Origin of the sequence: Aminobacter carboxidus (assembly GCF_014863355.1) — a bacterium.
GTDB classification, from domain to species: domain Bacteria; phylum Pseudomonadota; class Alphaproteobacteria; order Rhizobiales; family Rhizobiaceae; genus Aminobacter; species Aminobacter carboxidus.
This window is the reverse complement of sequence record NZ_JACZEP010000001.1, coordinates 172,373-198,525: the sequence shown is the minus strand read 5'-3', so window position 1 is coordinate 198,525 and position 26,153 is coordinate 172,373. Positions and strand designations below refer to the sequence as shown.

Below are 26,153 nucleotides of genomic sequence, written 5' to 3'. Positions count from 1 at the left end.
CGACGCGGGTCACGAGGCCATGCCGAGATGGTCGACGCGCAACTCGCCGCCGGGATTCATGCGGGCGTCGACGACGTCCTTGGCAACGACGGCGAAATTGAGCGGCTCGAACAGCGGTTTCCAGTAGGCCTCGGTGACGACCTTGGCCTGGATCTTGTCGAGGATAGCCTGCCTTGCCGCCGGATCCGACGTGACGCGCTGTTCGGCGATCATGCCGTCGAGTTCGGCATTTTCGTGGAAGGCCCGGTTGAGCGCACCCTTGGTGTGCAGCACCGGGTAGACGATGTCGGCATCGGTGTATGAGTAGGTGGAGATCACCATGTGCTGCCCGCCCTGCGCGGTGAGAGCTGCCCATTGCGCAATCGGCAAGGTTTCGATGACCAGCTCGACCCCGATCTCACGCAACTGAGCCTGGATCACCTCGGCCGTGCGGCGGATGACAGGGGTGTCGCTGGCGACAAGCCTGGCCTTGAGGCCCTGGGCAAGTCCGGCCTCGGCCAGCAGCGCCTTGGCCTTCTCCGGGTCGTAGCCGTAGGAGAGCTCGGCCGTCTTGGGCGAATAGCCCGCGATGGAGCTGGCGATCGGCGACGTCGCCGGGACGGCAAAACCGTCGAGCGCAAAGGCGATCAGCCGCTTCTGGTCGACGGCATGCGCGAAAGCCTGGCGCACCTTCGGATTGTCGAAAGGCGGGCGCTTCTGGTTGAACACCAGCGCGCGCATCATCTGGGCCGGGCGCTCGATCATGATCGCGTCGGGGTTGCCGCGCAGGCGGCGAATGCTGTCGAGCGGCACCGAGGCACCGCCATACATGGCATTGATTTCGCCCGTTTCGAAAGCGGCGATACGGGTCGAATCCTCGGGATAATGGAACAACTCAACCGCATCGATGCGCGCGGGTGCTGCAACCGGAGCATAGCCTTCGTTGCGCTCCAGCCGCATGCCGCGGTCGGTCGACCATGACACGAACTTGAACGGACCGGCACCAACCGGATTGCGTCCATACTGGTCGCCCGCCGCTTCGACGGCAGCGCGAGAGAGCGGCGCGGAGTAACCGAGCGTCAGGCCGACCCAGACCGCGACGAAGGGCTCCTTGAAGTGGTAGGCGACCGTCAGCGGATCGATGGCTTCGGCGCGTTCCAGAGGGCCAAGGAAAAAGGCGCTCGGCGACGCGGCTTCGGGTGCCAGATGGCGTGCGACGGTCCAGGCCACCGCCTCGGCGTCACAAGGTGTGCCGTCATGGAACTTGACATCCGGCTTGAGCTTGAAGGTCAGGGTCTTGTTTTCGTTGCTGAAAGCCCAGCTCTCGGCGAGACCCGGCAGAACCTCGCCGTCGTAGCCGGCGCGCGCCATCGGCTCGTAGATCATGTCGTTGGTGGTCGAGGACACCGACAGGGTGGTCTTTTGAGGATCGAGCGTGTCGGGCTCTTCCGAGCGGCCGACGCGCAGCGTGCCGCCGGTCTGCTGGGCAAAGGCCTTGCCGGGCATGCCGAGCGTTACGGCAGCCGCAAGTGCAGCGGCACCGCCGAGGAAGCCGCGGCGCGACAGCGTCGCCTGCTTGAAATAGGCGCGGGTCAGCGCGTCGAACTGTTCGGGCGTGAGATTACGTAGGGACATGGTGGACCTCGCCGTAAGATGGTTGGTCAGGCTCGCTTGAAAGCCAGTTTCTTGATGCGGTCGGAGTTCATCTCGAAGCCGTCGGCGGTCACCGCCAGCGTCGCGTTCCAAGGCAGGCCCGGACGCATGTCGGTGCCGGGCTGCAGCAGGAACCACAGGTCGGCATCGGCAGCGACGATGGGCGCGCTTATCGCACCCAGTGCCGAGCGCAGGCGGAACTCGCCCTTCTGCGCATCGCCCGTGACCTCGACCTCGAGGTCCTGAGCCTTGTTGACGTAGCGCCCGGCCAGCGGCCGCGCTGCAGTGGCATCGGCCTGAAGCGGCGCGTAAAGGCGCGGAGTGCCGCAGAAGACACCGTCGACCTTGCCGTCGGCGCGCGGGCTCAGCACCAGGTCGGTGATCGCGCGCTCGGGCTTGGCACCGCCCTGATGGCCGAAGTCGAAGCCGCCGACGCCACCGGCATTGAGGAAGGTCAGTACGCCGTCCTTGGCGACGATCTCGAAGACATCTGGGCCGTCCTCCTGGCGGTAGCGGCCGGGGGCGAGTGCGATCGGCGCCGGGGACGCGTCGCCGAAGTAGATGTCGGCGATGCGGCGGCCGAGCGCAAAGGAGGCGACCTGGTCGTTGTTGGCGATGATGACGACACCAAAACCGTCGTCGACGAAACGGGTCGATTCCGACTTGCCGCCAGCGACCGTGCCGCCATGACCGACAGCGCGGCGGCCGCGATAGACATCGGTGACGAGGCCAAGGCCGTAGAAGCCGGTGGCGCCATTGTCGAAGACGCAAGCGGTTGCCATGCGCTCGTACATTTCGGGCGTGCCGACCTTGGGGTCGAACAGGTTCTGCTGCCAGACGATCATGTCGTCGAGCGTCGAGATCATGCCGCCCTCGCCACCGAGATCGAGACCCCAGTTGAGATTGGCCCAGCCCTCGGTGCGCCTGGTGTAGTGCGCGGCGAGCCGCTTCATCGCAGCGCCGTCGCGGATCAGCAGCGAGGTGTCGTCCATGCCGAGCGGGCCGGTGATGCGCTTGCGCAGCACCTCGTTGAAGGTCGCGCCCTCGATCTGCTCGATGATCTCCGACAGCATAAAGAAGCCGGCATTGCAGTAGGTCATGGCGCTGCCGGGCCTGAAATTCAGCGCATCCTGACGGGTGATGACATCGCGGCCGGTCTGGCGGTCGGACGGCGTGAAGATCGACAGGCCAGCGAAGATCATCGCTTCGAGATGGTCGCGGAAGCCCGACGTGTTGGACGCCAGATGCTCGAGCGTCACCGGCTGCTCGAGGCGCGGCACGTATGGCAGGTGCTTCTGCACCTCGTCCGACAGGCTGAGCTTGCCTTCGGCCTCCAGCATCAAGATCAGCAGGACGGTGAACTGCTTGGTCTGCGAGCCGATGCGGATGATGGTCTTGCGATCCATCGGAACCGAATTGTTGATGTTGGCCAGACCGTAGGTGTTGGCGAATATCTCGCGGCCGTTCTCCGTGACCGCGACGACGGCGCCGGGGCTGTCGGGGCCGGTGAAATCCTGAAACAGCGCATCGATGCGCGCGGCAAAATCGGCCGGTGCCTTGGTCATACCGATCACTCCCTTCCAGTTGTCGGATTGCCGGCGGTGCGCAGCACTGCGCCGGATGTGCGTGGAGAGACGTTGCCGCAGCCCGATCCGCCTGGCCTCGATGCCGTGCCGTGAACGTGGTTGTCGCAACGCATGGTCCTGCCCTCCCGCAGTGGCCGTGGCAGTCCGCTGGCAGCGTCCCGCAGCGCAGGAATGCCCCTGCGAAATCAAAGTTTTTGCCGTTCCCGCCTTTTTGTGATGCAATCGGTAAGATTTCTTTTTGCATACGTCAAGTCGTTTGCGTAAACGCTAAATACTTGCCATTTTCAGAAAATGACAGCCGTCAGGACCGGAGACCACGTGACCCACCAGCCGCGACTGAGCGAATGCTTGCGCGCCATGCGCCAGCGCCATGGGTTGAAATTGCAGGAGGTCAGCGAACGCACGGGCCTCGCCCTGTCGACACTGTCAAAGGTCGAAAACGACCTGATGTCGCTGACCTATGACAAGATCCTGCAGATCTGCACCGGGCTGGATGTTCCCGTCACGGAGTTGCTGAATTTCGAGCCGGCCAAGGGCGCGGAGCGGACAAGGCGCTCGGTCGTCTCAGGCGCCAACACGCTGCAGTTGGCAACGCGGAACTACGATTACAGCTACCTGTGTACCGACCTGATCAACAAGCGCATGGTGCCGATCATCGCCAGGATCCATGCCCGCACGCTCGAGGAATTCGGCCCACTGGTCCGTCACGTCGGCGAGGAGTTCGCCTATGTGATCGACGGCGAGATCGAAATCCACACCGATCACTACGCGCCGACGCGGCTTGGCGCCGGTGACGGCGTCTACATCGATTCGACCATGGGCCACGGCTACGTCTCGGTCGGCGCCGGCGAGGCGACGATCCTGTGCATCTGCTCGGCACCCGAATCCGGGCTGGAACAGGTGCTCATCGACCAGGCTTGAGCGCCGGCGGAAGCCTAACTTCCGCCGGCAGCGACCGGGTCAGCGCCAGGTCGCGCGCCGCAACATGCTGGCCAGTCCGCTTGTCCACAACACGAAGACGAGAAGCACGCGCGCCAGGATATCGAAGGTAGTGCTGCCGAGGATCGCTCCGATAGATATCGGCATTGTCAGCCCCTCCTTCCCGTCAGGCGCACGACGCGAAATGCTACCAGCACGCAGAGCGCGGGAGCGGTTGCGAAGATCACCCCCAACCAGACGGCGGCGTTGGCAGCACCGTCTGTCCCGCCCGGATCGGCGATGCCCGCGAAGTTGGCAACCATGCCGGCGCAGGCGGTGCCCAAGGCCATGAAGAACAGTTGCACTGTCGTCATGCCGCCGGCGGCGAGATCCTGCTCGGTGGGCGGGGCACTCTGGAAGATGCGGGTGACGAGCCCCGGCCAGGTAACGCCGATGCCGAAGCCGACGAGCAGCAGGCCAAAGCCGATCGGCAGGAGCAGCGACCAGTCGCCGGCGCCGTTGATAGGCATGAACAGCGCAAACAGCAGCAGGCCGGCGAGCACGAGAACAGGACCAAGGACGATGAGGCGATCGCCATGAGCCTGCCAGCGCGAGCTCAGGAACGACGCCAGGCTCCAGCCGATGGACATGATCGCTGCAAGATAGCCTGCCCAGAGCGGCGGCTGGGCGTGCAGGTTCTGCAACAAGTAGGGCACGAAGATCTCAGGCTGTATCGCCAGCATCAGCAGGGCGATGGTGAGATAGAGCGCGCCCAGCGGCGTAGAGACGTTGAAGGCTCTTCTGGGCAGCAGACGCGCTTCGGCACGCGCCTCGACGCCAGCGATCAGCGCGATCATGGCGAGGCCCGCGCCGAGTCCGGTCAGGTTCCACGCAATCTCGGATGACAGGCTGCCGGCGGAAACCGCAAGCACAGCCGCCGTGAGCAAGGCAAGCTGCAGATAGGGAACGGCGACGCGCTCGGTGGAGTCCCAGCTTTTCCCAGGCAAAGTCATGTAGGCGAGGACGGCGAAGGCAACCGAGAAGGGTAACAGCGACGAGAACGCCAGGCGCCAGGCACCATACTCTGCAAAGATGCCGCCAATGGCAGGACCGACGAGCGTGGCGATGCCGAACATCGCCGACACGAGCCCGATGGCGCGGGCCCAGAGGTGTTCGGGCAGGACGATGCGCGTCAGGGCATAGGCGAGCGCGAACAGGAAGCCGCCTCCGAGACCCTGGATGGCACGGCCGACGAGCATGACCGGCATGCTGGGTGCGATCGCGCAGGTCAGCGCGCCCAGCGCGAAGATCAACGTGGCGAGTACATAGGCCCCGCGTGGCCCTCTTCCGTTGAGCAGCTTTGCCGTCAGCGCCGAGCCGAGGATCGAGGCGACCACGAACAGGGTCGTTGCCCAGGCATAGAAATCGAGTCCGCCGATGTCGGCGACGACCGACGGCATGGCCGTCGTTGCAATGTAGATGTTGATGGCGTGCAGCGTGACGCCGCCAGCAAGCGCGAATGTGTAGATGCCATGCTTGCCGCTGAAGAGATCGCCCCAGCCTGTGGGTTTCGGTGCGACGGCAGCCGCCGCGTTGCCGGCCACGGCAGCCGGCTGTTCAAGATCGAAGTCCATGTCGGCCTTTCCATTTTACGAGCCGACACGATCCATAGAACCTCAAGCGCAATTGAGGTCAACAGAAGAAAAAACAAATGGAATGCGCCATGTTGGCAGGCAAGAGCCCGTCAGGCGAGCCCGAGATATGCCGCCAGTTCGCGCGCGGCGGCCCCACCCGCCCTGTTGGCGCCGATGGTCGAGGCCGACGGGCCGTAGCCGACAAGGTGGATGCGCGGATCCCTTGAAACCTGTGTCGCCAGCTTTCCGGCCATAACGATGCCGCCGCCCTCCTCGCGGATCTGCAGCGGCGCCAGGTGGTCGAGCGAACTGCGGAAGCCGGTGTTCCACAAGATGACGTCGGCGCGCTGCTCGGTGCCGTTGGGCCAGCGCACTCCGTGCTCGGTGATCTCGCTGAACATCGGCAGGCGGTTGAGCACGCCACGTTCACGGGCAGCCTTGAGCGCCGGCGTCCACGGGATGCCGGTGACCGACACGACCGAACCGGGAATGAGACCGCGCCTGACCCTGTCCTCGACGATGGCGACAGCGGCGCGGCCGTCGTCCGGTGTGAACGGACCGTCGCGGAACTGCGGCTCGCGGCGCGTGACCCAGGTCGTGGAAGCGACGCGCGAGATCTCATCAAGCAGCTGCAGCGCCGAAATGCCGCCGCCGACGATGACGACATGCTGGCCGGCGAACTCCTCGGCATTGCGGTAGTCGCGGGTGTGCAGCTGGCGCCCCTTGAAGCGCTCGGCGCCAGGATAGGTTGGGATGACCGGCGTTTCCCAGGTGCCGGTGGCATTGACGATGCCGCGGACGGAAAAGGTCTCGCGGTCGGTTTCGACGCGCAGCCGCGCGCCGCGGTCACAGATGACCTTGACCGTCACTGGACGGTAGACCGGCAAGTCGAATTTGCGCTCATAGGCGGCGAAGTATTTCGGCACGGCAACCGACGCCCGGACCTCGTTCGCGCCCTCCTCGACGACGTCGGCGAACTGCATGCCGGGCAGGTCGTGGATGCGGTTGACGGTCGACAGCGTCAGCGACGGCCAGCGATATTGCCAGGCGCCCCCGGCCTCGGGCGACTTGTCGAGGATGATGAAGTTGCGCCCGGGCTGAAGGCCGAGTTTGCTCAGGTTGTAGGCCGTGGAAAGGCCTGCCTGGCCGGCGCCGATGACGACGATGTCGGTCTTGTAGGCAGCACGGAGATCGCCTCTTACGGGCGATGGTTCAGCTGTGGAGCTTTCGGCATCTTGGTCGGACATGGCCTGGCAGAGATAAGCAGCCGCAGCCAACGGCGCAACGGCCAAGGCATCGTCGCCTTGGCGTCAACGCGGCGCTTCAAGCATATGTCGAGCGCGCGCACAGCGCGACAACCATCGCTGGCGCACCACATCTTCCCTCTCTCCGCACCCTCGCCGCCCTTGAGGCGGTGATCCGTCATGCCACCCCGTAGGCATGGAAACACGTACGCTGCTCGCAGCACCTGAACGCGCCGAAAATGCTCTACGGCATGGGGTTGGGGCACTGGCCGAAGAAACCTTCCTCGTCGCCCGGTCGCGTGATGACGAACTCGACCCTTGGCTGGCCGCGGCCGGGCTGGATACCAACGTCAACCGTCACTACCATTCTCATTTTATGTTGCCCTGGAAGCCGTACTTGCCGGAGCCGGAATGATCGTCGGCCCGGAGAACCTTCGCTCGGACCTGATCCGCCAGGGGCGCTTCGTTGACCCCGAGCGTGCGGATTGACGGCGCTCCCCTCACCGCCGTCTACAACCCGTCGACATGTGATGAGCGGACGGCGCAACGCCTGTTCAAGTGGTCAAGGCGGACCTGGCAGGACTGTAACCCTGCGACGGCATACCGCTTGGACGCCGTACAGAGCAGCCGCACGGAAGCGCCCGGCGCGCTGCCGGGCGTCAACGCAAATGCCGACTACCGCATCTTTCCGATGCGCTTGCGCAGCCATCCAGAGCCCAACTCGGCCAGGAGCACGAGACCGATAATCAGCAGAAGTATGGCGGCAACACGCGTGCTCTCCATCTGTTGCGTCGTGCGCTTCAGATACCAGCCCATGCCACCGCCACCGAAGAACCCGACCACGGTCGCAGCTCGGAAAGCCACATCCCATGTGTAGATTGCGATCCCGGTGAAGGCGACGCGCACTTGCGGAAGAACCGCGTATTGGAAAACCTGAAGAGGATTGGCGCCGACCGAGCGCATCGCCTCGACCGGCCCCATGTCGATTGCCTCCAACTCATCCGAAAAAAGCTTTCCGGCAAATCCGACGCAGAAAACAGTCAGCGCCAACGTGCCCGCCAACATGCCAAATCCCAGGACGGTGACGAAGAGGATAGTCCAGATCGTCTCGTGGATGGAGCGGCTGCTCATGATGGCAAAGCGCCCGAACGGATAGGCAATTCGCTTGCTGACGGTGATGTTGCGCGCGGCCAGCCAGGCAAGCGGGATCGAACAGACAACGCCGAAAAAGCCGCCGAGCAATGACATTTCCAGCGTGCGCAGGACCGAGCGCAGGAAGTCCGCGTCGGAGACGTAGTTCAAGTCAGGGGGAAAATAGCGGGTCGCGAGGATTTCGACGAGCCTGGGGAAAGCGCCGAGAATGCGCGACAGGTCAATATTGAGGTAGGCGATCGAGTAACCGAGGAAGGCGAGGATCGCCAGGATGACGGCGAACCGGATCGTCGACTCAGGGTGACGGTAGCGTGACCATTTGCGCTTTACGGCCGGCATCGAGTGGGTAGCGGTGGTGGTTATTTGCATCATCGCGTCCTCAGATCACGGCTTTGCGGGCGTAGTGGGAGATGACTTCGCCGATGGCGATCAGCACGAGGACCGCCAGCACCACCAGTGTGACGCCGCCATAATTGAACATTGCCATCTGGCGGAAGAAGACCAGACCAAGCCCCCCTGCCCCGACCAGGCCCATGATTGCCGAGCGGCGAATGTTGATGTCCCACTCGAAGATGATCGTCCCGATAATCACCGGCAGGATCTGCGGCACGATGCCGTAGTACATGACCTGGAACTGATTGCCGCCGACTGCGCGGATCGCCTCGACTGGCTTTGGATCGATGTTCTCGATCGCCTCGGCCGTTATCTTCGAGATGAAGCCTACCGAGCGCATCGCGACTGCCAGGATGCCGGGTAGCGCGCCAAGGCCGACGGCGCCGACGAACAGCAGGGCCCAGATGATCTCGTGGATCGAACGGCTGAGCACCATCAGGAAGCGGCCGAGCGGATAGAAGAAATACTTGCTCGGAGTAACATTGGCCGCTCCGAACCAGGCGACGGGCAGCGAAAAGACGCAGCCCAAAATAGTGCCTAGCGTCGCCATCATCAGCGTTTCGAGCGCCGGCACCAGGAGCTTGGGCAGAAGCGACCAGTCGATCAGAAGGAAGCGCTCAAGCGTGCCGCCAATACCGAGCGCTCCGCCCATGCGTTGCCAGTCGGTGTCGAACATGATGGTGTCCCAGAAACACCAGGCAAGCAACGCGACGCTGCACGCAACAAGCAACCAGTTGTTGATGCGCCGGCGGCGCTTGTGGGCGAGATAGGCATCGAACCCGTGGGCGGAGACTGGCGCGGCGGTGATGCTCATCACAGCACTTCCATAGCGTAGATTTCGTCGAGATCCTGCTTGCGCATGCCCTTGGCGGGGCCATCGAACTTCTTGTAGCCGTCCTGCATGCCGATGATGCGGTTGCAGGTTTCGAGCGCCAGTTGCACATCGTGGATGTTGCACAGCACCGGGATATTGAACTCGGCCGCCAATTCGCGGATCAACCCCATGACGTCGCGCGAGATCTTCGGGTCGAGGGCCGAAGTCGGTTCGTCAAGAAGCAGGATCTCCGGCCTCTGCATCAAGGCACGGGCAATGCCGACACGCTGGCGCTGGCCGCCTGACAAGGCGTCGGCGCGCTTGTCGACATGGTCCTGCAGGCCGACACGCTCCAAAAGGTCCAGCGCCCGATCGATGTCTTCTCGCGGAAACGCTTTGAAGAAACTGCGGAAGGCACCGGTGTAGCCGAGGCGGCCAGACAAGACGTTGTCCATCACCGACATGCGGTTCACCAGGTTGAATTCCTGGAAGATCATGCCGATGCGCCGGCGCAAGCGGCGCAGATCGCCGCTCTTGAGTGGGCAGACAGATTGCCCGAACAGGATGATATCGCCTTCTGTTGGCTCGACGAGCCTGTTGATGCACCGGATCAAGGTCGACTTGCCGGCGCCGCTCGGTCCGATGACCGCGCAGAAATCATCGCCGCCGACCTCGAAGTCGATACCCTTGAGGATCTGAGGGCCTCCGGTCGAATAGCTGACCTTGAGATTGCGAACCTCGAGAATCGACATGTTATCCGCCGCCTTGGCAGGAAGGCCGCGCTGCGCGCGGCCTTCGACTATGATCTTTTCGTGTCTCACTGGCCCGCCGCCTTCTCAGCCGCGACGAGCTTGCGGATAATATCGTAGTCACTGTCTTTCATGGGTACGAACTTGGTCGACTTGATGCCATCGAAAAACGGCTTCGAATTCGCATTCTCGTGCAGGGTCAGAAAGGCTTCGCGGATTGCCGCCTTCAGCGGCTCGCAGAGATCGCCACGATAGACCATCGGGTCCTGGGGAATGAGGCTGGACGTCCAGATCACCCTGTAGTCCTCCGGCTTGGCGAGGCCGCGATCGATGACGTTGTCGAGACGATGGGTGGCGACGAAGGCGTCGTCGACGCGCCCCTCCTTGACGGCGAGCGCCGATTGATCGTGGCCACCTGTATAAACGACCTTCGAAAAATACTTCTCGAGTTCGGGACCTACCCCAACCAAGTCACCGAACACGATCCGCGGGAAGAGATTGCCGGAGGTACTAGCCGGATCGGCAAGCCCAACGACGCTGCCCTTCAGGCTCTCGATGCTGTCGAACTTGGAATCCGCCCTGGAAACCAGCACCGCGCGATAGCCCGGACCTTCCTCCTGGAAATGGCCCTTGAGCTTGGTGTAGGTCGCGAACACCTCGAGGGCCGGATCCTTTTCCTTGGCCAGCACGTAGGAGTTGGGTCCGTGGACACCGATCTGGACCCAGCCATTGACCATGCCCTCGATCACCGAGGCGTAAGACGTCGGCATAAAGAACTCGACAGGCTTGCCGGTCTTTTCCTTCAGCTTGTCCAGCAATGGCTTGTAGATGTCGAGTTCCTGGGTGGTCTCCTCGGTCGGGATGATCGAAAAGACCAGCTGGTCCGGGTTCTTGCACTCCTGCGCCAGTCCCGAACTCGCATAGGCGACGACTGCCCCGGCAGTCATCAGGCCGGCGAACGTATATTTCAGAGCACTCATGTTTTCCTCCCAAAAAAACGGTGATACCGCAGCGTCCTCCCGCTGCAGCGCTTCAATCATGCGACTGCTTGGCGTTTCTCCTTGCCTAGACCGGCTGCCTTCAGCAGGTTGTCCTTGCCGCCGATGAAGTTCTGTCCACGCTCGCCATCGAAGGCGAGGTCGATCAACTCGCGCCATTCGCCATCTTCGATACCGTAGTGGTGATGGTTGGTGGCGACCCCGAGCTTGGCCAGGAACGCCATGAGTTGGTCGGCCGCGCCGTCGGCATCCCTACCAAATATCGCGTTCAGTCCTTCCGCACAGATGCCACCCTCTCCCGCAACGCTGCGGATGATCATTGGCAAGGAGAAGGAGCAGGCGATGCCGTGCGGGACGCCGTGGCGCAAGGTGATCGGATAAGACAGCGAATGCGCGATCGCCGTCTTGGTGTTTGAGAAGGCAAATCCGGCAAGCGTCGCTGCGCGAGCCATCCGCTCACGGAGATCGGCATTGCGAAGGTCGTTGGCAAGAAGCGGCAAGGTCGAGAGCACGCCGCGGGCCGCCATGACCGCATGTGCCATGGAAACGGGATTGGAGTTCCGGTTCCACAGGCTTTCCAGTGCATGCGATAGCGCGTCAAGTCCGGTCTGGATCGTCAGTTCGCGCGGCTTGCCAATCATCAGATCGGGATCGACGATCGAGAACTGGGGATAGAGGCCCGGGTGGGCCAGCGAGAACTTCACCCCGCCGACATTGTCCCAAACGGTTCCCCAGCACGTGACTTCGCTTCCGGTGCCAGCGGTTGTCGGAACCGCAATCAGCGGCCAGGGCTTGATCGTCTCGGCACCGGCCCGCTTCTTGAGATAGGCGTCTACCGTCGCGAAATCTCCGAGTGCCGCGGCAAAAACTTTGGCCGAGTCGATGACTGACCCTCCGCCGAGCGCGACGACGACTTCAGGTTGCACAGCCAGCTTGGCAAAGCGCGTGGTCTGCATCTCGAGAAGAGCAATGTCGGGATTGGGCGCGATATCGTCGATGATCAGGGATGGGCTGCCCGCCTTGGCTTCGAGCTCGGCTACGAGGCCCCGGAAATATGGATCTCCGTAGGTGACCAGAGCGTATCTGCGGCCGCCGATCGCGTCGGAAAGCCTGGAAAAACTGCCCCGGCCAAAACGGATGTCGACTGGATTGCTGTATGACCACACGGTTGTAATTCCTGTCTTGAACTGATGGCAGGAGAAGTGTGGCGGAGGGCCGATCCATTGACTAATACAAATCCTTGTCGCTAATCATAGACTATGGCTATAGTATTTACCCACCTCCGTTCGTTTCATGCTGTCGCTGAAAACCGAGGTTTCACGGCCGCAGCCAACGCCCTTCACATCAGCCAGCCAACCGTCACAACGCAGGTGAAGGAGTTGGAGGATCGCTATGGCGTCGAATTGCTGGTGCGCCGCGGGCGCCGCGTCGAACTGACGGAGACAGGTGCCGCACTCTTCGACATCAGCCGGCGCATCATGAGCTTGCAGGACGAGGCCGAGGAATTGCTGCTCAGCAGCGGGCGGCTGACGACAGGCCAGTTGCGCGTAGCGGCGGTTGGACCGTTCCATGCCACGGAGATGGTGGCGCGCTTCCTGACGAAGTACCCGTCGATCAAGGTCAGCATGCTCTTGGGCAACTCGGACCAGACACTGCAAAGGATTCTCGAGCTCGAATCCGACGTCGCAATCCTCGCGCATGTCGTCGATGATCCGCGTATCTACTCGGTTCCCTTCAGCACACATGAAGTGGTCGTGTTCGTAAATTCGGATCATGCCTGGCATGGCCGCGAGAGCATCACGATGGCCGAACTGGCAGACCAGCCGCTCATCCTGCGCGAAACGGGATCGACCACCCGCCGTGCCTTTGAACAGGCCGCCGAAAAGGCCGGAGTCCCGATAAAGCCGTTGCTCGAGATCGGCAGCCGCGAGGGCGTCTGGAAAGCCGTGGAGCGTGGTCTGGGCATCGGTGTCGTCGCGGACTTCGAATTTGTTGCGCACCCTCGCCTCGAGACGATCCGCATCGCGGACGCAACGATCCAGACGGAGTATCGGCTTGCATGCCTGCAGGAACGCCAGCACTCGCCCAAGATCGAGGCTTTCATGACGTCTGTCCTGCATCCCCAGGGGTGATCCATCCATAGACGTGCACTATGGATCTATTGAAACTATCGAGTTGACGAATACACCCTGAAACCTGACCCTTTGTTTAGTCGACGAAGGGACACCCATGCACTTTTCCCTAATCCTGCTTCATCTGGCCGGCGCAACCATGCTCCTGCTTTTTGCCGTGCATATGGTGCGCACCGGTATGGAGCGCGCCCACGGCGACACGCTGCGAACCATGCTGGGAGAAGCCAGGCGCGGCCAGATCAAAGCCGCGGCAGGCGGCACGGCGATGGCCGTGATGCTGCAAAGCTCAACCGCCGTCGCGATGCTTGCCTGTGGTTTCGCGGCGAGCGGGGTTCTCGCGCTACCGACCGGGCTTGCGTTGCTGCTTGGTGCGGACCTCGGCTCGGCGGTTGTCGTGCGCATCCTGTCGTTCGATCTCGGTTGGCTGGTACCGGTCTGCCTGTTTGCTGGCGGCGTGATGCACCTGAAGCTGTCGAGCGAGAGGCTTCGCGAAACCGGACGGATGATCCTTGGCGTCGGCTTCGTCCTTTTGTCGCTGCAGCTGATTGGCACGGCAACGGGTCCGTTGCGCAGCGGCGCCATGCTGCCATCGATGTCGGCTTACCTGGCTGACGACTACATCACCGCTTTTCTCGTCGGGGCCTTTTTCACCTGGGTGGTGCATTCGAGCGTCGCCGCTGTCCTGATGGTTACGGCTTTTGCCGCTCAGGGCCTCGTGCCGCTGGAGGCCGGTGTGCCGCTCGTGCTCGGCTGCAATCTCGGTGGCGGCCTCATTGCCTTCTGGCTTTCACGTGGCATGCCTGCCGTGGCGCAGCGGATCCCGGTCGGCAATCTGATCTTCCGCGCGATGGGTGCCCTTCTTGCTCTTGTTGCGCTCGAAACAAGCGGATTTTCGATCGACATGCTGGGGTCCGGGCCAGGCACGGCGCTGGTCAATTTCCATCTCTTGTTCAACGTCGGTCTGGTCGCAGCGAGCCTGCCTTTCATATCAGCCATGGCGATAGTCACCCGTCACCTAGTGCCCGATACGCAGGCTGAAGCCACCGGCGCCCCCTTGAGCCATCGCGTCAGCGCGCTCGATCGTTCCGTCATCGCGACACCGCGCCTCGCGCTCGCCAGCGCCACGCGCGAACTGCTGCGCATGGGCGAATTGCTGGAAACCATGGTGCGGCCTGTCATGGACCTCCTGCGCGCCGGCAGCCGCAGCGAGATCGCTCGCGTCCGCGCCTTGGATGAAGCGCTCAACCAGGCCCACACCGACATCAAGCTCTATCTTGCCGAGGTGAACCGCGGCCAGATGACGGTTGAGGAAGCGCGCCGCAGCATCGAGTTGACCGATCTGGCTATCAATCTCGAGCATGCCGGCGACGTGATAGCCAAGAACCTGCTGGTCCTCGCCGAAGAGCGCGCCGACAAGAACTGGCGCTTCTCCGACGAGGGCTGGAAGGAACTGGCCGACCTGCACGAGCGCTTGATCGAAAACATGCACCTTGCCCTCAACGTTCTCATTTCGCAGGACCAGCTGTCCGCACGGCAGTTGGTCGTCGAAAAGCAAAGAATGCGCGACCTGCACCGCCATACGCATGGCCAGCATTTGAAGCGGCTGCAGTCCGGAACGCCGGAAAGCATTGAAACGAGCGGGATGCATCTCGAAATCGCCCGCGGCCTGAAAGAGATCAATTCACTGCTGGTTACGGTCGCCTACCCCATTCTGACCGCAAGCGGCGATCTGTTGGAAAGCCGCTTGGCCAAGGCAATCTAGCCATAGATATGGCCTATCGATCGAATTCATAATTGCGATTTGGCAAATAGATTGAGTTGCGGCACAGAAGAGACGACCGATATCCGAGGCGGCGCATACCACCGGCAATCGGATTGCTCCAAGCCCAAGGACCTCTCCCCATGAACAAGATGACCACGATCAACGTCAGCGCCAACGGCCGCAACTATGAATGGCCGCGCGTGCCGGCAATTGCCATCTGCCTCGACGGCTGCGAGCCGGCCTATCTCGACGAGGCGATCAAGGCGGACCTGATGCCGAACCTGGTAAAGATCCGCGCCAAGGGCACCGAGCGCACCGCCCACAGCGTCATCCCGAGCTTCACCAACCCCAACAATCTGTCGATCGCCACCGGCCGGCCGCCGGCGGTGCATGGCATCTGCGGCAACTATCTCTATGAGCGCGAGACCGGCAAGGAAGTGATGATGAACGACCCGCGCTTCCTGCGCGCGCCGACCGTCTTCCAGGCCTTCTACGATGCCGGCGCACGCGTTGCCGTGGTCACCGCCAAGGACAAGCTGCGCGCCCTGCTCGGCAGCGGCCTGAAGTTCGACGAAGGCCGCGCCATCTGCTTTTCGTCGGAAAAGTCGGACGTCTCGACCAAGGCCGAGCACGGCATCGACAATGCCTCGGCCTGGCTCGGCAAGCCGGTGCCGGAGGTCTATTCGGCCGAACTGTCGGAGTTCGTATTTGCCGCCGGCGTCAAGCTGCTGAAGGAATTCAAGCCTGACGTGATGTACCTGACCACGACCGACTACGTGCAGCACAAATATGCGCCCGGCGTGCCGCAGGCCAACGCCTTCTACGAGATGTTCGACAAGTATCTCGGCGAACTCGACGCGCTCGGTGCTGCCATCGTCATCACCGCCGACCATGGCATGAAGCCCAAGCACAAGGCCGACGGCACCCCTGACGTGGTCTATGTCCAGGACCTGCTCGACGAGTGGCTCGGCAAGGACGCAGCGCGCGTCATCCTGCCGATCACCGATCCTTATGTCGTCCATCACGGCGCGCTCGGCTCGTTTGCCACCGCCTACCTGCCCGAAGGTGCTGACCAGGCCGGCATCATGAAGCGCCTTGCGTCCATCGAAGGCATCGACGTGGTCATCGACAACGCCACCGCCTGCGAGCGCTTCGAATTGCCCTTTGACCGCATCGGCGACATCGTTTTGGTGTCCACTGAAAACAAGACCATCGGCACCAGCGAGCATCGCCATGATCTGGCAGCGCTCAACGAGCCACTGCGCTCGCATGGCGGCCTGACCGAGCAGGCGGTACCGTTCATCGTCAACCGCAAGCTGCCGTCGCTGCCCAACGAGCCGGTTCTGCGCAACTTCGATGCGTTCTATTATGCCGCCATGGCGGCGGCACTGGCCTGAGGGAGGACCTGTGATGGTCAAGGCTGAAACAACGTTCAAGGTGCGTCATGAGCCGATGCGCATCGCCGGACGCAAGGTCGATGCCGATGGCGTCGTCAACGTCCACTACCCCTACACCGATGCGGTGATCGGCACGGTGCCGGCGGGGCGGGCCGAGCACGCCCGCCAGGCCTTCGAGATCGCGGCCAACTACAAGCCGAAGCTGACGCGCTACGAGCGTCAGCAGATCCTGTTCCGCACGGCCGAAGCCCTTGCCGCGCGCAAGGAAGAGATCTCCGACATCATCACGTTGGAGCTCGGCATCTCCAAGGCCGACTCCTTGTACGAGGTTGGCCGCGCCTACGACGTATTCACGCTGTCGGCGCAGATGTGCATCCAGGACGACGGCCAGATCTTCTCCTGCGATCTCACGCCGCATGGCAAGGCGCGGAAAATCTTCACCACGCGTGAGCCGTTGAAAGCGATCTCGGCAATCACACCGTTCAACCATCCGCTCAACATGGTCTCGCACAAGGTGGCACCCGCAATCGCCACCAACAACTGCGTCGTGGTCAAGCCGACTGAATTGACGCCGATGACGGCGCTGATCCTCGCCGACATCCTCTATGAGGCCGGCCTGCCGCCGGAAATGCTGTCTGTCGTGACGGGCATGCCCGCCGACATCGGCGCCGAGATGATCACCAACGAGAATATCGAGCTGATCACCTTCACCGGCGGTGTGCCGGTGGGCAAGCTGATTGCCCGCACCGCCGGCTACAAGCGTCAGGTGCTGGAGCTCGGCGGCAACGATCCTCTGATCATCCTCAACGACCTCTCCGACGACGATCTCGCCAAGGCAGCCGATCTGGCGGTCGCTGGCGCCACCAAGAACTCGGGCCAGCGCTGCACCGCGGTCAAGCGCATCCTGTGCCAGGAAAGTGTTGCCGACCGTTTCGTGCCGATGGTGCTGGAGCGGGCCAGGAAGATCAGGTTCGGCGACCCGATGGACCGCAGTACCGATCTCGGCACCGTGGTGCACGAGAAGGCTGCCGCACTCTTTGAAAAGCGCGTCTACATGGCCGCCGAACAAGGTGCCGAAGTGCTCTACGACCCAGGCCGAAAGGGCGCGCTGTTGCCGCCGATCGTCGTCGACCGCGTGCCGCATACCTCTGAGCTGGTGATGGAAGAGACCTTCGGTCCGATCATCCCGATCGTGCGCGCGCCCGACAATGACGACGAGCTGATCGCGCTGTCCAACTCGACCGCCTTCGGCCTGTCGTCAGGTGTGTGCACCAACGACTTCCGGCGCATGCAGAAATACATCGCCGGCCTGCAGGTCGGCACGGTGAATATCTGGGAAGTCCCGGGATACCGCATCGAGATGTCGCCTTTTGGCGGGATCAAGGACTCCGGCAACGGCTACAAGGAAGGCGTCATCGAAGCCATGAAAAGCTTCACCAACGTCAAGACATTCTCTTTGCCCTGGTAAAATCTGCGCTCCCTCGTAGCTTGGCAGCAGGCCCGTATTGCACGGGTCCTGCTGTTTTTGTTTTGCAGCCGCCCCTTGCATCGTCACGATCTTCTGTTGGCCGCGTCGGACTTGATATTTTGTTTCCTCAATGAATTTTGCCGAACCATTGATCTGATCAATGGCTTCATTGATATATCAGATTAGACTCCTGCAAGGCCGACTGTCACTCTCGTGTTGTAATCGTCCCCTAATTGGCGCTGTCCGCTCGGAAGGGCTGGTAGCGAAATCCCAAAAAAGGTTGTCACTTGCCGGGCATTTCGCCCCGCAAGAACGCGAAGGTGTAGGAACAATGGCCATTACGAAGAGAGAATTTCTGCAGCTTCTCGGACTCGGTGTTTCGGCGTTTGGCGTTCAGCCATTCATCACCGGTTCGGCGGCAGCACAGACCGTGGACGGGCTGCCGGCCTGGGCCGCCCTGCCTGCCGGTTCCAATCCGAAGACGGGCGGCAAGCTGATCTATGGCCAGACCTATCCGAATTGGGCGGTGGGCAGTTCCGACAACGGCAAGCACCCCTACTACTGGATCGACCTGCTGACCCGCTCGATCTGGAACAGCCTGGTGTGGATCGACCACGACTACAATGTCCAGGGTGAACTGGCCGAGAGCTGGGCGCCATCCGATGGCACGCTGAAAGTCTGGGACTTCAAGCTGCGCGAAGGCGTGATGTTCCACAACGGCAAGGAGATGACTAGCGAAGACGTCGTCGCCTCGTTCAACGCCCATATCGCCCAGAAGGGCAGCAGCTTCATCACCAAGTGGTTCGAAAAGGTCGAGGCCCAAGGCAAGTATGGCGTTCGTTTCATCCTGAACGCGCCCTATGCCGAATGGCCATACGCGCTTGCCGAGTATCGCCTGGCGATCGCTCCGGCAGCGGCACCCGACCTGATCCTCACGGATGGCATCGGCACCGGCCCCTTCAAGCTTGTCTCGGTCGACAACCGCCGCGGCTTCCAGGCAGTACGTAATGAAAACTACTGGATGAAAGGCCGCCCTTTCATCGACGAGTTGGAGGGATATGTCGTCAATTCGCAGACAGCGATCAACGGCTTCCGCTCCGGCCAGTTCAACGCAGTCTTCAACATCGACCCGACGACGGCCGCGCAATTCGAAGGTGCGGGCGGTATCGTGCACAAGTCCAAGGGCGGCGATCAATTCCTGATCTCGATGCCGAAGAACCTAGACATCGCCTGGAATGACCCGCGCGTGCGCCTTGCCATGAGCCTGAGCATCGACCGCGAAGCCATCAATACGATCGTTTACAACGATCCCGGAAGCTGGGTCGGCAACGACACCCAGATGTCGGGTCTGAACCGTGAATTTGTACCGCGCGACAAGGCCTTCGACATTGCGACGGCAAAGAAGCTCTTGGCGGAAGCCGGTCATCCTAACGGCATCGACCTGCCGCCGATCGTCTTCTCGCCATCCTTCCCGGAAATGCCTCGCATCATGGCGATCGTGGTGGAATCGCTGAAGAAGGCCGGCATCAACATGGATATCCGCGAAATGCCGACCGACGGGTTTGATGCCTATGTGAAGGGCGTGAACCCGCCTTATGGACGCCCTTCGGCTGGTGTGGTCGGGCCGCGCAATCCCGCGATCAACCTCGGGCGCATGGTGGCAAACGACGTCGAGAAAGGTGCGTGGACGGGCGAGAAGGCCGACGCCTACGCCAAGCTCTACGCTGAAACCATCGCCGAGCCGAACGAGGAAAAGCGGATCGGCATGTACCAGGAGCTTCAGAAGATCCTGCAGTCGGACACGCCGGCTATCGTACTTGGCGGACGCCGCAACATGCTGGCGCACGCGCCAGGGGTTCAGAACCTGAAGTCGCATTCCCAAAACTGGTCCAGCCGCTTCGACGACGTATGGATCGAGAGCTGAGAGATTCGCAACCAGGCTCAGGAGCTGGGTCACCCCAGCTCCTGAATTGACATCACTTGCGCGGGAGGCGGAGCAATGTTGGCAAGCATCGCGAGAATGATCGGAAGACGGCTGTTCATGGCCTTCTTCATCCTGAGCTTCACCGCACTGATCGTGTTTCTCGGCACCGAAGTTCTCCCAGGCGACGCACTTACCGCCTCCATCCCGGCGGAAGAATTGCAGTTCTACTCGCCTGAGCAACTGGCCCAGATGCGCAGCGAATTGGGCATGGACCGGTCCATCCCGGTTCGGTTTCTCGAAGTCTGGCACCAGCTCATGACATTCGATTTCGGCACCACGATCATGAAGAAGGAGTCCGTGGCGACGCGCATCTTCCACCCCATCGTCAATTCGGCGATCATGGCCGGCCTCGCACTCGTCGTCATGCTGGCGCTGGTCATCGCGCTCGGCGTGCTGGCCAGCCTGAAGCCCGGCGGTCGCCTCGACAACGCGATCAGCACGACGACGCTGTTCACTTATTCGATGCCCGATTTCGTCGTCAGCAACGTCTTCGTCATTGTCTTCGCGGTCTGGCTGGGCCTGGTGCCAGCCGTGATCTTCGCGCCCACCAACGCACCTAAGCTGACGATCCTGGCTGCGGCGATCGTTCCGGTCATCGCCTTGTGCGTACATGGCGCAGCCTATCAGTTCCGGCTCCTGCGCGCCGGTATGGTCGAGGCGCTGAACAGTGATTATGTCGAGCGTGCCAGGCTGGCCGGAATTCCGCAGTGGCGAATCAGCGTCATCCATGCGCTGCCCTCCGCCCTGATCCCAATGCTCAACGCTACCGCCTATTTCGTTGCCGGTCTGCTGGCGACGTCGGTGGTGGTGGAAGCGGTCTTCAAGTTTCCCGGTGCCGGCGGCGAACTGCTGCGCGCGCTTTCACAACGCGAAATCCCAACCATCCAGGCCATCGCCTTCCTGGCCGCCCTTGCCGTCGTCTTCGCCAACCTCATTGCCGACCTGGCGATCCTGGCGCTGGACCCGCGCGTACGCACGAGGTCATCCAATGGCTAACATATTGATCGACACGAGGAGGCGTCGTCTTAGCGACCTGTTCGGCTCGCCGCGCCTGCGCCGCGCGCTTTCGGAACCCGCGACGCTGATCGGGATCATCCTGGTCGTCGCGCATCTCCTGATGGCTCTGCTGGCGCCGATCATCGCGCCCTACGACACCAGCGCACTTGTCGGCGCACCGCTGCAGCGCCCGTCCTGGGAATTCCTGATGGGCACCGACCAGATCGGACGCGACTATTTCAGCCGCGTGGTGGCCGGTGGCCGCATCGCGCTGATGGTGTCTTTTCTCGGCGTCGCGATCTCGCTCTTTGTCGGCACCATTCTGGGCGTCGTCGCCGGCTACATCGGCGGCCGTACCGACGAGATCGTCATGCGCATCGTCGATTCGATGATGTCCATCCCCGACCTCATCTTGATCGCCATCCTGACGCTGGCGCTAGGCAAGGACGTCAGTGCGCTGATCCCCGTCGTCGCCGTTGTCTACACCTGGGGCGTCGTACGTGTCGTGCGCGCCAAGACGATAAGCCTGTCGACGCTGGATTTCGTACGCGCCGCGGAGTTACGCGGCGAAACCCGGTTGGCTGTAATGCTGCGCGAGATTTTCCCAAACCTGATCGGCCTTTTGGGTGTCGAGCTGGCCGTGCGCATCTCGTCTGCCGTGCTGCGCATCAGCGGCCTGTCGTTTCTTGGACTTGGCATCAGCCAGCCGACGCCGGACTGGGGCCTGATGGTGCAGGAGGCCATGGGCGTCGTCTTCACCGATCCGTGGTTCCTGCTGCTGCCGGCGATCATGCTGTCCAGCCTGATCATCGGCGTCAACTTCATGGTCGACGGCTTGTCGCGCGCTTTCGGCATCGCAACGGCGGAGCTCGGCTGACATGACCCAGATACCGCACATCGACGTTCGCAACCTCAGGCTGGTCTACAAGACCGGACCGGGCACCGAACTGGCTGCCGTCGACGACATCAGCTTTTCCATCGGCAAGGGCGAGACGCTCGGCATCGTCGGTGAAAGCGGCTGCGGCAAGTCTTCGCTGGCGCGCGCGTTCCTCGCCTACACGCGTCCAGGCGCTCGCATCGCCGGAGGAAGCGTGTTGGTGTCAGGCACCGACATCCTGTCGCTCGATGCTGCTCAGCTGCTGCAGTTCCGCGGCCGAAAGGCGGCGATGGTGCCGCAGAACCCGCTATCGTCGCTGACGCCGCACCGCACGATCGGCCAGCACATGGTCGAACTGATCCGCCAGCACAATGCCGCAGGTTCGTTGACGCCCCGCGACAAGGCGCTGGAACTGCTGGCGGCAATGGAGCTTCCCGACCCGGCCGCGATCTTCAAGCGCTATCCCCACCAGCTGTCGGGCGGCCAGCGCCAGCGCGTGGTGATCGCGGCAGCACTCGTTGCCGAGCCCGAACTGATCATCCTGGATGAGCCGACCACCGCGCTCGACAAGACAGTGGAAACGCAGGTGCTCGACCTGGTCAGCCGCCTGCAGAAGCGCACCGGCACAACATTGATCTATGTCAGCCACGACCTGAACGTCGTGGCGCGCATGTGCGAGCGCGTGCTGGTGATGCAGAAGGGCAAGGTACTTGAAGATGGTCCCACGCTCGAGGTCTTTACGCAGCCGAAAACCGAGTATGCCCGCTCGCTGATCGCAGCCATTCCAAAACTGAGATCGGACGCCAAGTCGGCGCCGCTGAAGGTCGCCGTCGACGCACCGGTGCTGTCGGTTCGTGATCTCGACTTCACCTATGGAGGTGGCGGCTCAAAATTGCTGCGCCGGCTTTTCCCAGGCCCGGCACCGAGCCGGACGCTTGACGACATCTCTTTGTCGATCACCCCTGGCTCGACGCTCGGCGTGGTCGGCGAATCCGGCAGCGGCAAGTCGACGCTCGCTGGCCTTGTCGCCGGGTTGGTCGACGGCAATGGCGGCAAAATCCTCTTCGAAGGCAAGCAACTCACGGGCTTGGCGACCAGCCGCGATCGCGACCTGCGCAGGCGCGTCCAAATGATTTTCCAGGATCCCGCCTCCTCGCTCAATCCGCAGCACACGGTCGAGCAGATCATTGCGCGGCCGTTGCAGATATTCTTCGGCATGTCCCGCGCGGCCAGCCGCGACCGGGTCGTTGAACTGCTTCAGGAACTCGACCTCGACGCAAGCCTGCTTGCACGCTCGCCGCGCCAACTCTCAGGCGGGCAACAGCAGCGCGTGGCGATCGCTCGCGCCTTCGCCTGCAAGCCCGACCTTGTCTTGTGCGACGAAATCACCTCAGCCCTTGATGTCACGGTGCAGGCGCAGGTGCTGAAGCAGATGAAGCGGCTGCAGCAGGAGCACAACACAGCCTACCTGTTCATCTCGCACGACCTGCCAGTGGTCGCTGAAATGTCGGATCAGATCCTGGTTCTGGAAAAGGGCCAGGTGCGCGACTACGCCGACACCGGCACCATCCTCACCAACCCGAAATCGCCCTACACGCGAAAACTTCTCGATGCATTTTCAACCGCGTCCGCACAAGCGGCGCAAAGGACCGTAAAGCATGTCAGTTGAGGCCTTCGCAGCTCCCGGAAACTTCTACCGGGGCAACCTGCACACCCATTCGACGCTCTCCGATGGAAAGCTGGACCCGAAAGAAGTCTGCACGCGTTATCGCGAGCGCGGCTACGACTTCATCTGTCTCTCAGATCATTTCATGCCGCATTACGATTACCCCATCGCCGACACGCGCCCGTTCCGCACCAACAATTTTACCACCATCCTGGGTGCGGAGTGCCATGCCCCGGCAACCGAGCAAGGAGAAAAGTGGCATATTCTGGCGGTCGGTCTGCCAGCCGATTTTCCGCCCAACACGGCAAATGAGACAGGCCCGGAGCTGGCACAACGCTGTCTGGATGCCGGCGCGTTCGTCGCCATTCCGCATCCCGAATGGTATGCGCTGACGGCTGGTGACGCGGCGTCAATCCCTGGCGCCCATGCTGTGGAGGTCTACAATCACACCAGCCAGATTCTTAACGGCCGTGGCGGCGGATCCTACTATCTCGACGACATCCTGAACACCGGCAGGCGCATCAATGCCCTCGCCTGCGACGACGCTCATTGGGTAGCCGGAGAAGACCAGAACCGCGACGCATTCGGCGGTTGGGTCATGGTCAAGGCCGAACAGAATGAACCCGACGCTTTGGTCGAAGCGCTGAAGCTTGGCCGGTACTATTCCAGCCAGGGGCCGGAGATCAACAATGTCGCCGTCGATGACGATTTCATTACGATCGACACCTCGCCTTGCTTTCAGATTTCGCTGGTCGGACGTGCATCCAGGAACGAAAAAGCGTCCGGAACAGGCATGACCTCGGCCCGCCTGCCATGGGAAAAATTTGCGGGCGACTGGTGCCGGGTGGTGGTTATCGACGAGGACGGCAAGTTGGCCTGGTCGAACCCGATCTACCTCTAAAGCCTCCCAAGGCTGCGGCGCCATCACAATCACGACAGCGATGGCGCCGACGTATCTGCGGTGTCAAATACGATCAGGAACGTTACCGTGGCGGTCCTACCCGTCGCCCTCTCGATCATCTTCACGCCTATGTTGCCCCGCACGCGCGCCGTTCGACGCCAAGGCGATCCCGTCCCTTAAGGCAACTTTACATAAACTCGAAGATGGAAGCAGATCGGACTAGCAAGGCGTCGATGGAGAACGCCAGGTCAGCGGAATGAGCTATGCAATGACATTGCGCGCCGGCGGATTTCGCCGCCGAAATTACGCGATTGCCGCCGTTTGTATCCGTCACTCCCACTCGATTGCTTGATCCCCAGTTAGATCATTGATCTAACTAGGTTTTTTATCGCTCACAGCACCGACAGCCGACCGCGCTGCGCCGTCTCGCGGATCACCTGGCGCGCATCCGTCTCGGCGATCTCGAAGAACTCGCAGGCTTCGAAGGCCTGAACGTTTCGTTCCGCGACGACGGCAAATCCGACGTGACCGTGACGCACGATCTCGATATGGCAGCGCCGATGAACCATCGTATCCACCTTGCGGTGGCAAGATCAATGAGGCGGTTCCAGGCTAATGGTGTTTCTTGTGCGGAAGGATGCGCCGTCCGGGTGCCGGAGTTCGGCGCCGCTCATCCGGTTCTCGGTCCATCGGTTGTTTGTGCGCGCGTTGCACTGAGCAACAGAGCGTGCCGGAGGTCGCCACCGGGAATCCGATAGGCACCGGGCTCGAACGTGGTATTTCGACGAAGGATATCTCACCAACTCCGAAGAAGCTAATGCGACTGCAACGGAGCCGAGCCAATTCGCCTTTCATAAAGAATCTTGACGCCAAACAAAACGGCAAATACGGCAAACACAAGGAACCAGGTCAAATCGCCGAGAATGTCGGCAACGCCCAAAATGCTTCGACTGAAGAGTATTCCCAACCCAACATATTGGAACACCCAGACAGCTTCGCCGAAGACACCCCAGACGGTAAAGCGCGACCAAGGATAGGCCATCATACCAGCAACAATGTTAATTCCCGGACCGAGCGGGCTAAACAGCCACCTGCTAAGGAAGACGCTGATAGCCCCCCATTGGATAGTTGCTGTCCGCGCACGGTCAAGGGTGGCGGCCATATGTAACCTCTCGGCTAGCCTTTCGGCCAGTCCCTCGCTCCCCAAGCGGCCAATCAGGTAGCCCGCCTGATCACCCAACACCGCGCCAGCAATCCCCCACGCGAAGATCGAGACCAAATCCAATTGGCCGCGCGCCACCAGCGAACCCGCCATCAGCAGGACGAGCGATGAGGGAAGCGGCACACCGAGACTTCCAAGAGCAAGGATGCCAAACAACGCAAAGGCTCCATAATTCGACAGAAAAGTCATCGCCGCGTCGCTCATGGGACTAGCTGCCGCTCATTCTATCGGACAGTTCGCCGTTCAATTGCTGGCGGCTCCTGCGTATGCTCGCTTCGATGGTGAACTTGAGCGTCTCAAACGAAACGCCCTTGGCCGATGCCATGTCGCCAAGGGTCCGCCTGTCCGAAACGCCAATCGGAAGATTAAGCGCACTGAACAACGCTTTCGGCTCCAGATTGTAGGAGTGGGCCACGTAGCCCACTGTCATCCATGGTTCGATCGGCTCCTCGCGGTGCGATGACCAGTAGATCGTATGGACCGTTAGGCGAATGGCGAAGAACCCACTGGCAACAAGTGCGGTGACGAACGCAGCCAGTAGGATCAAATTTGCCAGGCGGCCCGGCATCTTGTTCAAGCGGATGCGCATTGCCCTTCCCGACCTTGCATGTCTGCTGGAGTTTTTTCG

General features: G+C 61.9%; 23 protein-coding genes. 10 read left to right on the top strand and 13 right to left on the bottom strand.

The features are described 5' to 3' along the window. Positions 1-9: 9 nt before the first annotated feature. Positions 10-1,614, bottom strand: a complete 1,605-nt coding sequence (locus tag IHE39_RS00915) for an ABC transporter substrate-binding protein (protein ID WP_192565204.1) — start codon at positions 1,612-1,614, stop codon at positions 10-12. 26 nt (positions 1,615-1,640) lie between these two features. Continuing rightward, positions 1,641-3,197 carry a serine hydrolase domain-containing protein gene (locus tag IHE39_RS00910; RefSeq protein WP_192565203.1) on the bottom strand — a complete coding sequence of 519 codons (1,557 nt, stop codon included), beginning with the start codon at positions 3,195-3,197 and terminating at the stop codon, positions 1,641-1,643. A 339-nt stretch (positions 3,198-3,536) separates the two neighbouring features. On the opposite strand from IHE39_RS00910, the gene IHE39_RS00905 reads away from it, so the two are divergent. Then, positions 3,537-4,139, top strand: coding sequence for a helix-turn-helix domain-containing protein (locus IHE39_RS00905; protein WP_343070042.1), 603 nt, complete (start codon positions 3,537-3,539; stop codon positions 4,137-4,139). Between the two features lie 39 nt (positions 4,140-4,178). Here the strand turns inward: IHE39_RS00905 and IHE39_RS30865 are convergent, their stop codons facing one another. From IHE39_RS30865 to psrA, 8 genes are all read right to left on the bottom strand, one after another. Further along, positions 4,179-4,304, bottom strand: a complete 126-nt coding sequence (locus IHE39_RS30865; protein WP_281399344.1) for a hypothetical protein — start codon at positions 4,302-4,304, stop codon at positions 4,179-4,181. Between the two features lie 2 nt (positions 4,305-4,306). After that, positions 4,307-5,770 carry an MFS transporter gene (locus tag IHE39_RS00900; RefSeq protein WP_192565201.1) on the bottom strand — a complete coding sequence of 488 codons (1,464 nt, stop codon included), beginning with the start codon at positions 5,768-5,770 and terminating at the stop codon, positions 4,307-4,309. Positions 5,771-5,880: 110 nt separating this feature from the next. Further along, positions 5,881-7,062, bottom strand: coding sequence for an NAD(P)-binding domain-containing protein (locus tag IHE39_RS00895; RefSeq protein ID WP_434781270.1), 1,182 nt, complete (start codon positions 7,060-7,062; stop codon positions 5,881-5,883). 627 nt (positions 7,063-7,689) lie between these two features. Then, positions 7,690-8,538 carry a phosphonate ABC transporter, permease protein PhnE gene (gene phnE / locus IHE39_RS00890; RefSeq protein WP_210327458.1) on the bottom strand — a complete coding sequence of 283 codons (849 nt, stop codon included), beginning with the start codon at positions 8,536-8,538 and terminating at the stop codon, positions 7,690-7,692. 7 nt (positions 8,539-8,545) lie between these two features. Continuing rightward, on the bottom strand, positions 8,546-9,373 hold the full coding sequence (gene phnE / locus IHE39_RS00885; RefSeq protein WP_184769517.1) for a phosphonate ABC transporter, permease protein PhnE: 828 nt from the start codon (positions 9,371-9,373) through the stop codon (positions 8,546-8,548). After that, entirely contained in the window at positions 9,373-10,125 is a 753-nt protein-coding gene (gene phnC / locus IHE39_RS00880; RefSeq protein ID WP_184769549.1) for a phosphonate ABC transporter ATP-binding protein, read from the bottom strand. The genes phnE (IHE39_RS00885) and phnC overlap by 1 nt, the downstream gene beginning before the upstream one ends. A 65-nt stretch (positions 10,126-10,190) precedes the next feature. Continuing rightward, a complete protein-coding gene (locus tag IHE39_RS00875; protein ID WP_192565200.1) occupies positions 10,191-11,102 on the bottom strand; it encodes a phosphate/phosphite/phosphonate ABC transporter substrate-binding protein in 912 nt (303 codons plus the stop codon). A 56-nt stretch (positions 11,103-11,158) separates the two neighbouring features. Continuing rightward, a complete protein-coding gene (gene psrA / locus IHE39_RS00870) occupies positions 11,159-12,286 on the bottom strand; it encodes an iron-containing alcohol dehydrogenase PsrA (protein ID WP_343070040.1) in 1,128 nt (375 codons plus the stop codon). Positions 12,287-12,379: 93 nt separating this feature from the next. On the opposite strand from psrA, the gene IHE39_RS00865 reads away from it, so the two are divergent. From IHE39_RS00865 to IHE39_RS00825, 9 genes are all read left to right on the top strand, one after another. Further along, on the top strand, positions 12,380-13,252 hold the full coding sequence (locus tag IHE39_RS00865) for a LysR substrate-binding domain-containing protein (protein ID WP_192565199.1): 873 nt from the start codon (positions 12,380-12,382) through the stop codon (positions 13,250-13,252). A gap of 97 nt (positions 13,253-13,349) precedes the next feature. After that, positions 13,350-15,014 (top strand): Na/Pi cotransporter family protein, encoded by a 1,665-nt coding sequence (locus tag IHE39_RS00860; RefSeq protein ID WP_192565198.1) that lies wholly within the window; start codon positions 13,350-13,352, stop codon positions 15,012-15,014. A 140-nt stretch (positions 15,015-15,154) separates the two neighbouring features. Next, complete coding sequence (gene phnA / locus IHE39_RS00855) at positions 15,155-16,411, top strand: phosphonoacetate hydrolase (protein ID WP_192565197.1); 1,257 nt, start codon at positions 15,155-15,157, stop codon at positions 16,409-16,411. Between the two features lie 13 nt (positions 16,412-16,424). Next, positions 16,425-17,879: a phosphonoacetaldehyde dehydrogenase gene (gene phnY / locus IHE39_RS00850; RefSeq protein WP_184773420.1), complete on the top strand. Its 1,455-nt coding sequence runs from the start codon at positions 16,425-16,427 to the stop codon at positions 17,877-17,879. 331 nt (positions 17,880-18,210) lie between these two features. Further along, positions 18,211-19,803, top strand: coding sequence for an ABC transporter substrate-binding protein (locus IHE39_RS00845; RefSeq protein WP_192565196.1), 1,593 nt, complete (start codon positions 18,211-18,213; stop codon positions 19,801-19,803). Positions 19,804-19,899: 96 nt separating this feature from the next. After that, positions 19,900-20,859 (top strand): ABC transporter permease, encoded by a 960-nt coding sequence (locus IHE39_RS00840; RefSeq protein WP_192565195.1) that lies wholly within the window; start codon positions 19,900-19,902, stop codon positions 20,857-20,859. Beyond that, positions 20,852-21,736 (top strand): ABC transporter permease, encoded by an 885-nt coding sequence (locus IHE39_RS00835; protein ID WP_192565194.1) that lies wholly within the window; start codon positions 20,852-20,854, stop codon positions 21,734-21,736. Before IHE39_RS00840 ends, IHE39_RS00835 begins: the two co-directional genes overlap by 8 nt. Before the next feature lies 1 nt (position 21,737). Continuing rightward, a complete protein-coding gene (locus IHE39_RS00830) occupies positions 21,738-23,405 on the top strand; it encodes a dipeptide ABC transporter ATP-binding protein (protein WP_192565193.1) in 1,668 nt (555 codons plus the stop codon). Continuing rightward, positions 23,395-24,303, top strand: coding sequence for a CehA/McbA family metallohydrolase domain-containing protein (locus IHE39_RS00825; RefSeq protein ID WP_192565192.1), 909 nt, complete (start codon positions 23,395-23,397; stop codon positions 24,301-24,303). The genes IHE39_RS00830 and IHE39_RS00825 overlap by 11 nt, the downstream gene beginning before the upstream one ends. A gap of 392 nt (positions 24,304-24,695) precedes the next feature. Here IHE39_RS00825 and IHE39_RS00820 read toward each other — a convergent pair whose 3' ends face one another. The 3 genes from IHE39_RS00820 to IHE39_RS00810 form a co-directional block, all read right to left on the bottom strand. After that, positions 24,696-24,872, bottom strand: coding sequence for a hypothetical protein (locus IHE39_RS00820; protein ID WP_192565191.1), 177 nt, complete (start codon positions 24,870-24,872; stop codon positions 24,696-24,698). Between the two features lie 245 nt (positions 24,873-25,117). Continuing rightward, positions 25,118-25,729, bottom strand: coding sequence for a DedA family protein (locus IHE39_RS00815; protein WP_192565190.1), 612 nt, complete (start codon positions 25,727-25,729; stop codon positions 25,118-25,120). A gap of 4 nt (positions 25,730-25,733) precedes the next feature. Further along, positions 25,734-26,114, bottom strand: coding sequence for a hypothetical protein (locus IHE39_RS00810; protein WP_192565189.1), 381 nt, complete (start codon positions 26,112-26,114; stop codon positions 25,734-25,736). Positions 26,115-26,153 lie beyond the last annotated feature (39 nt).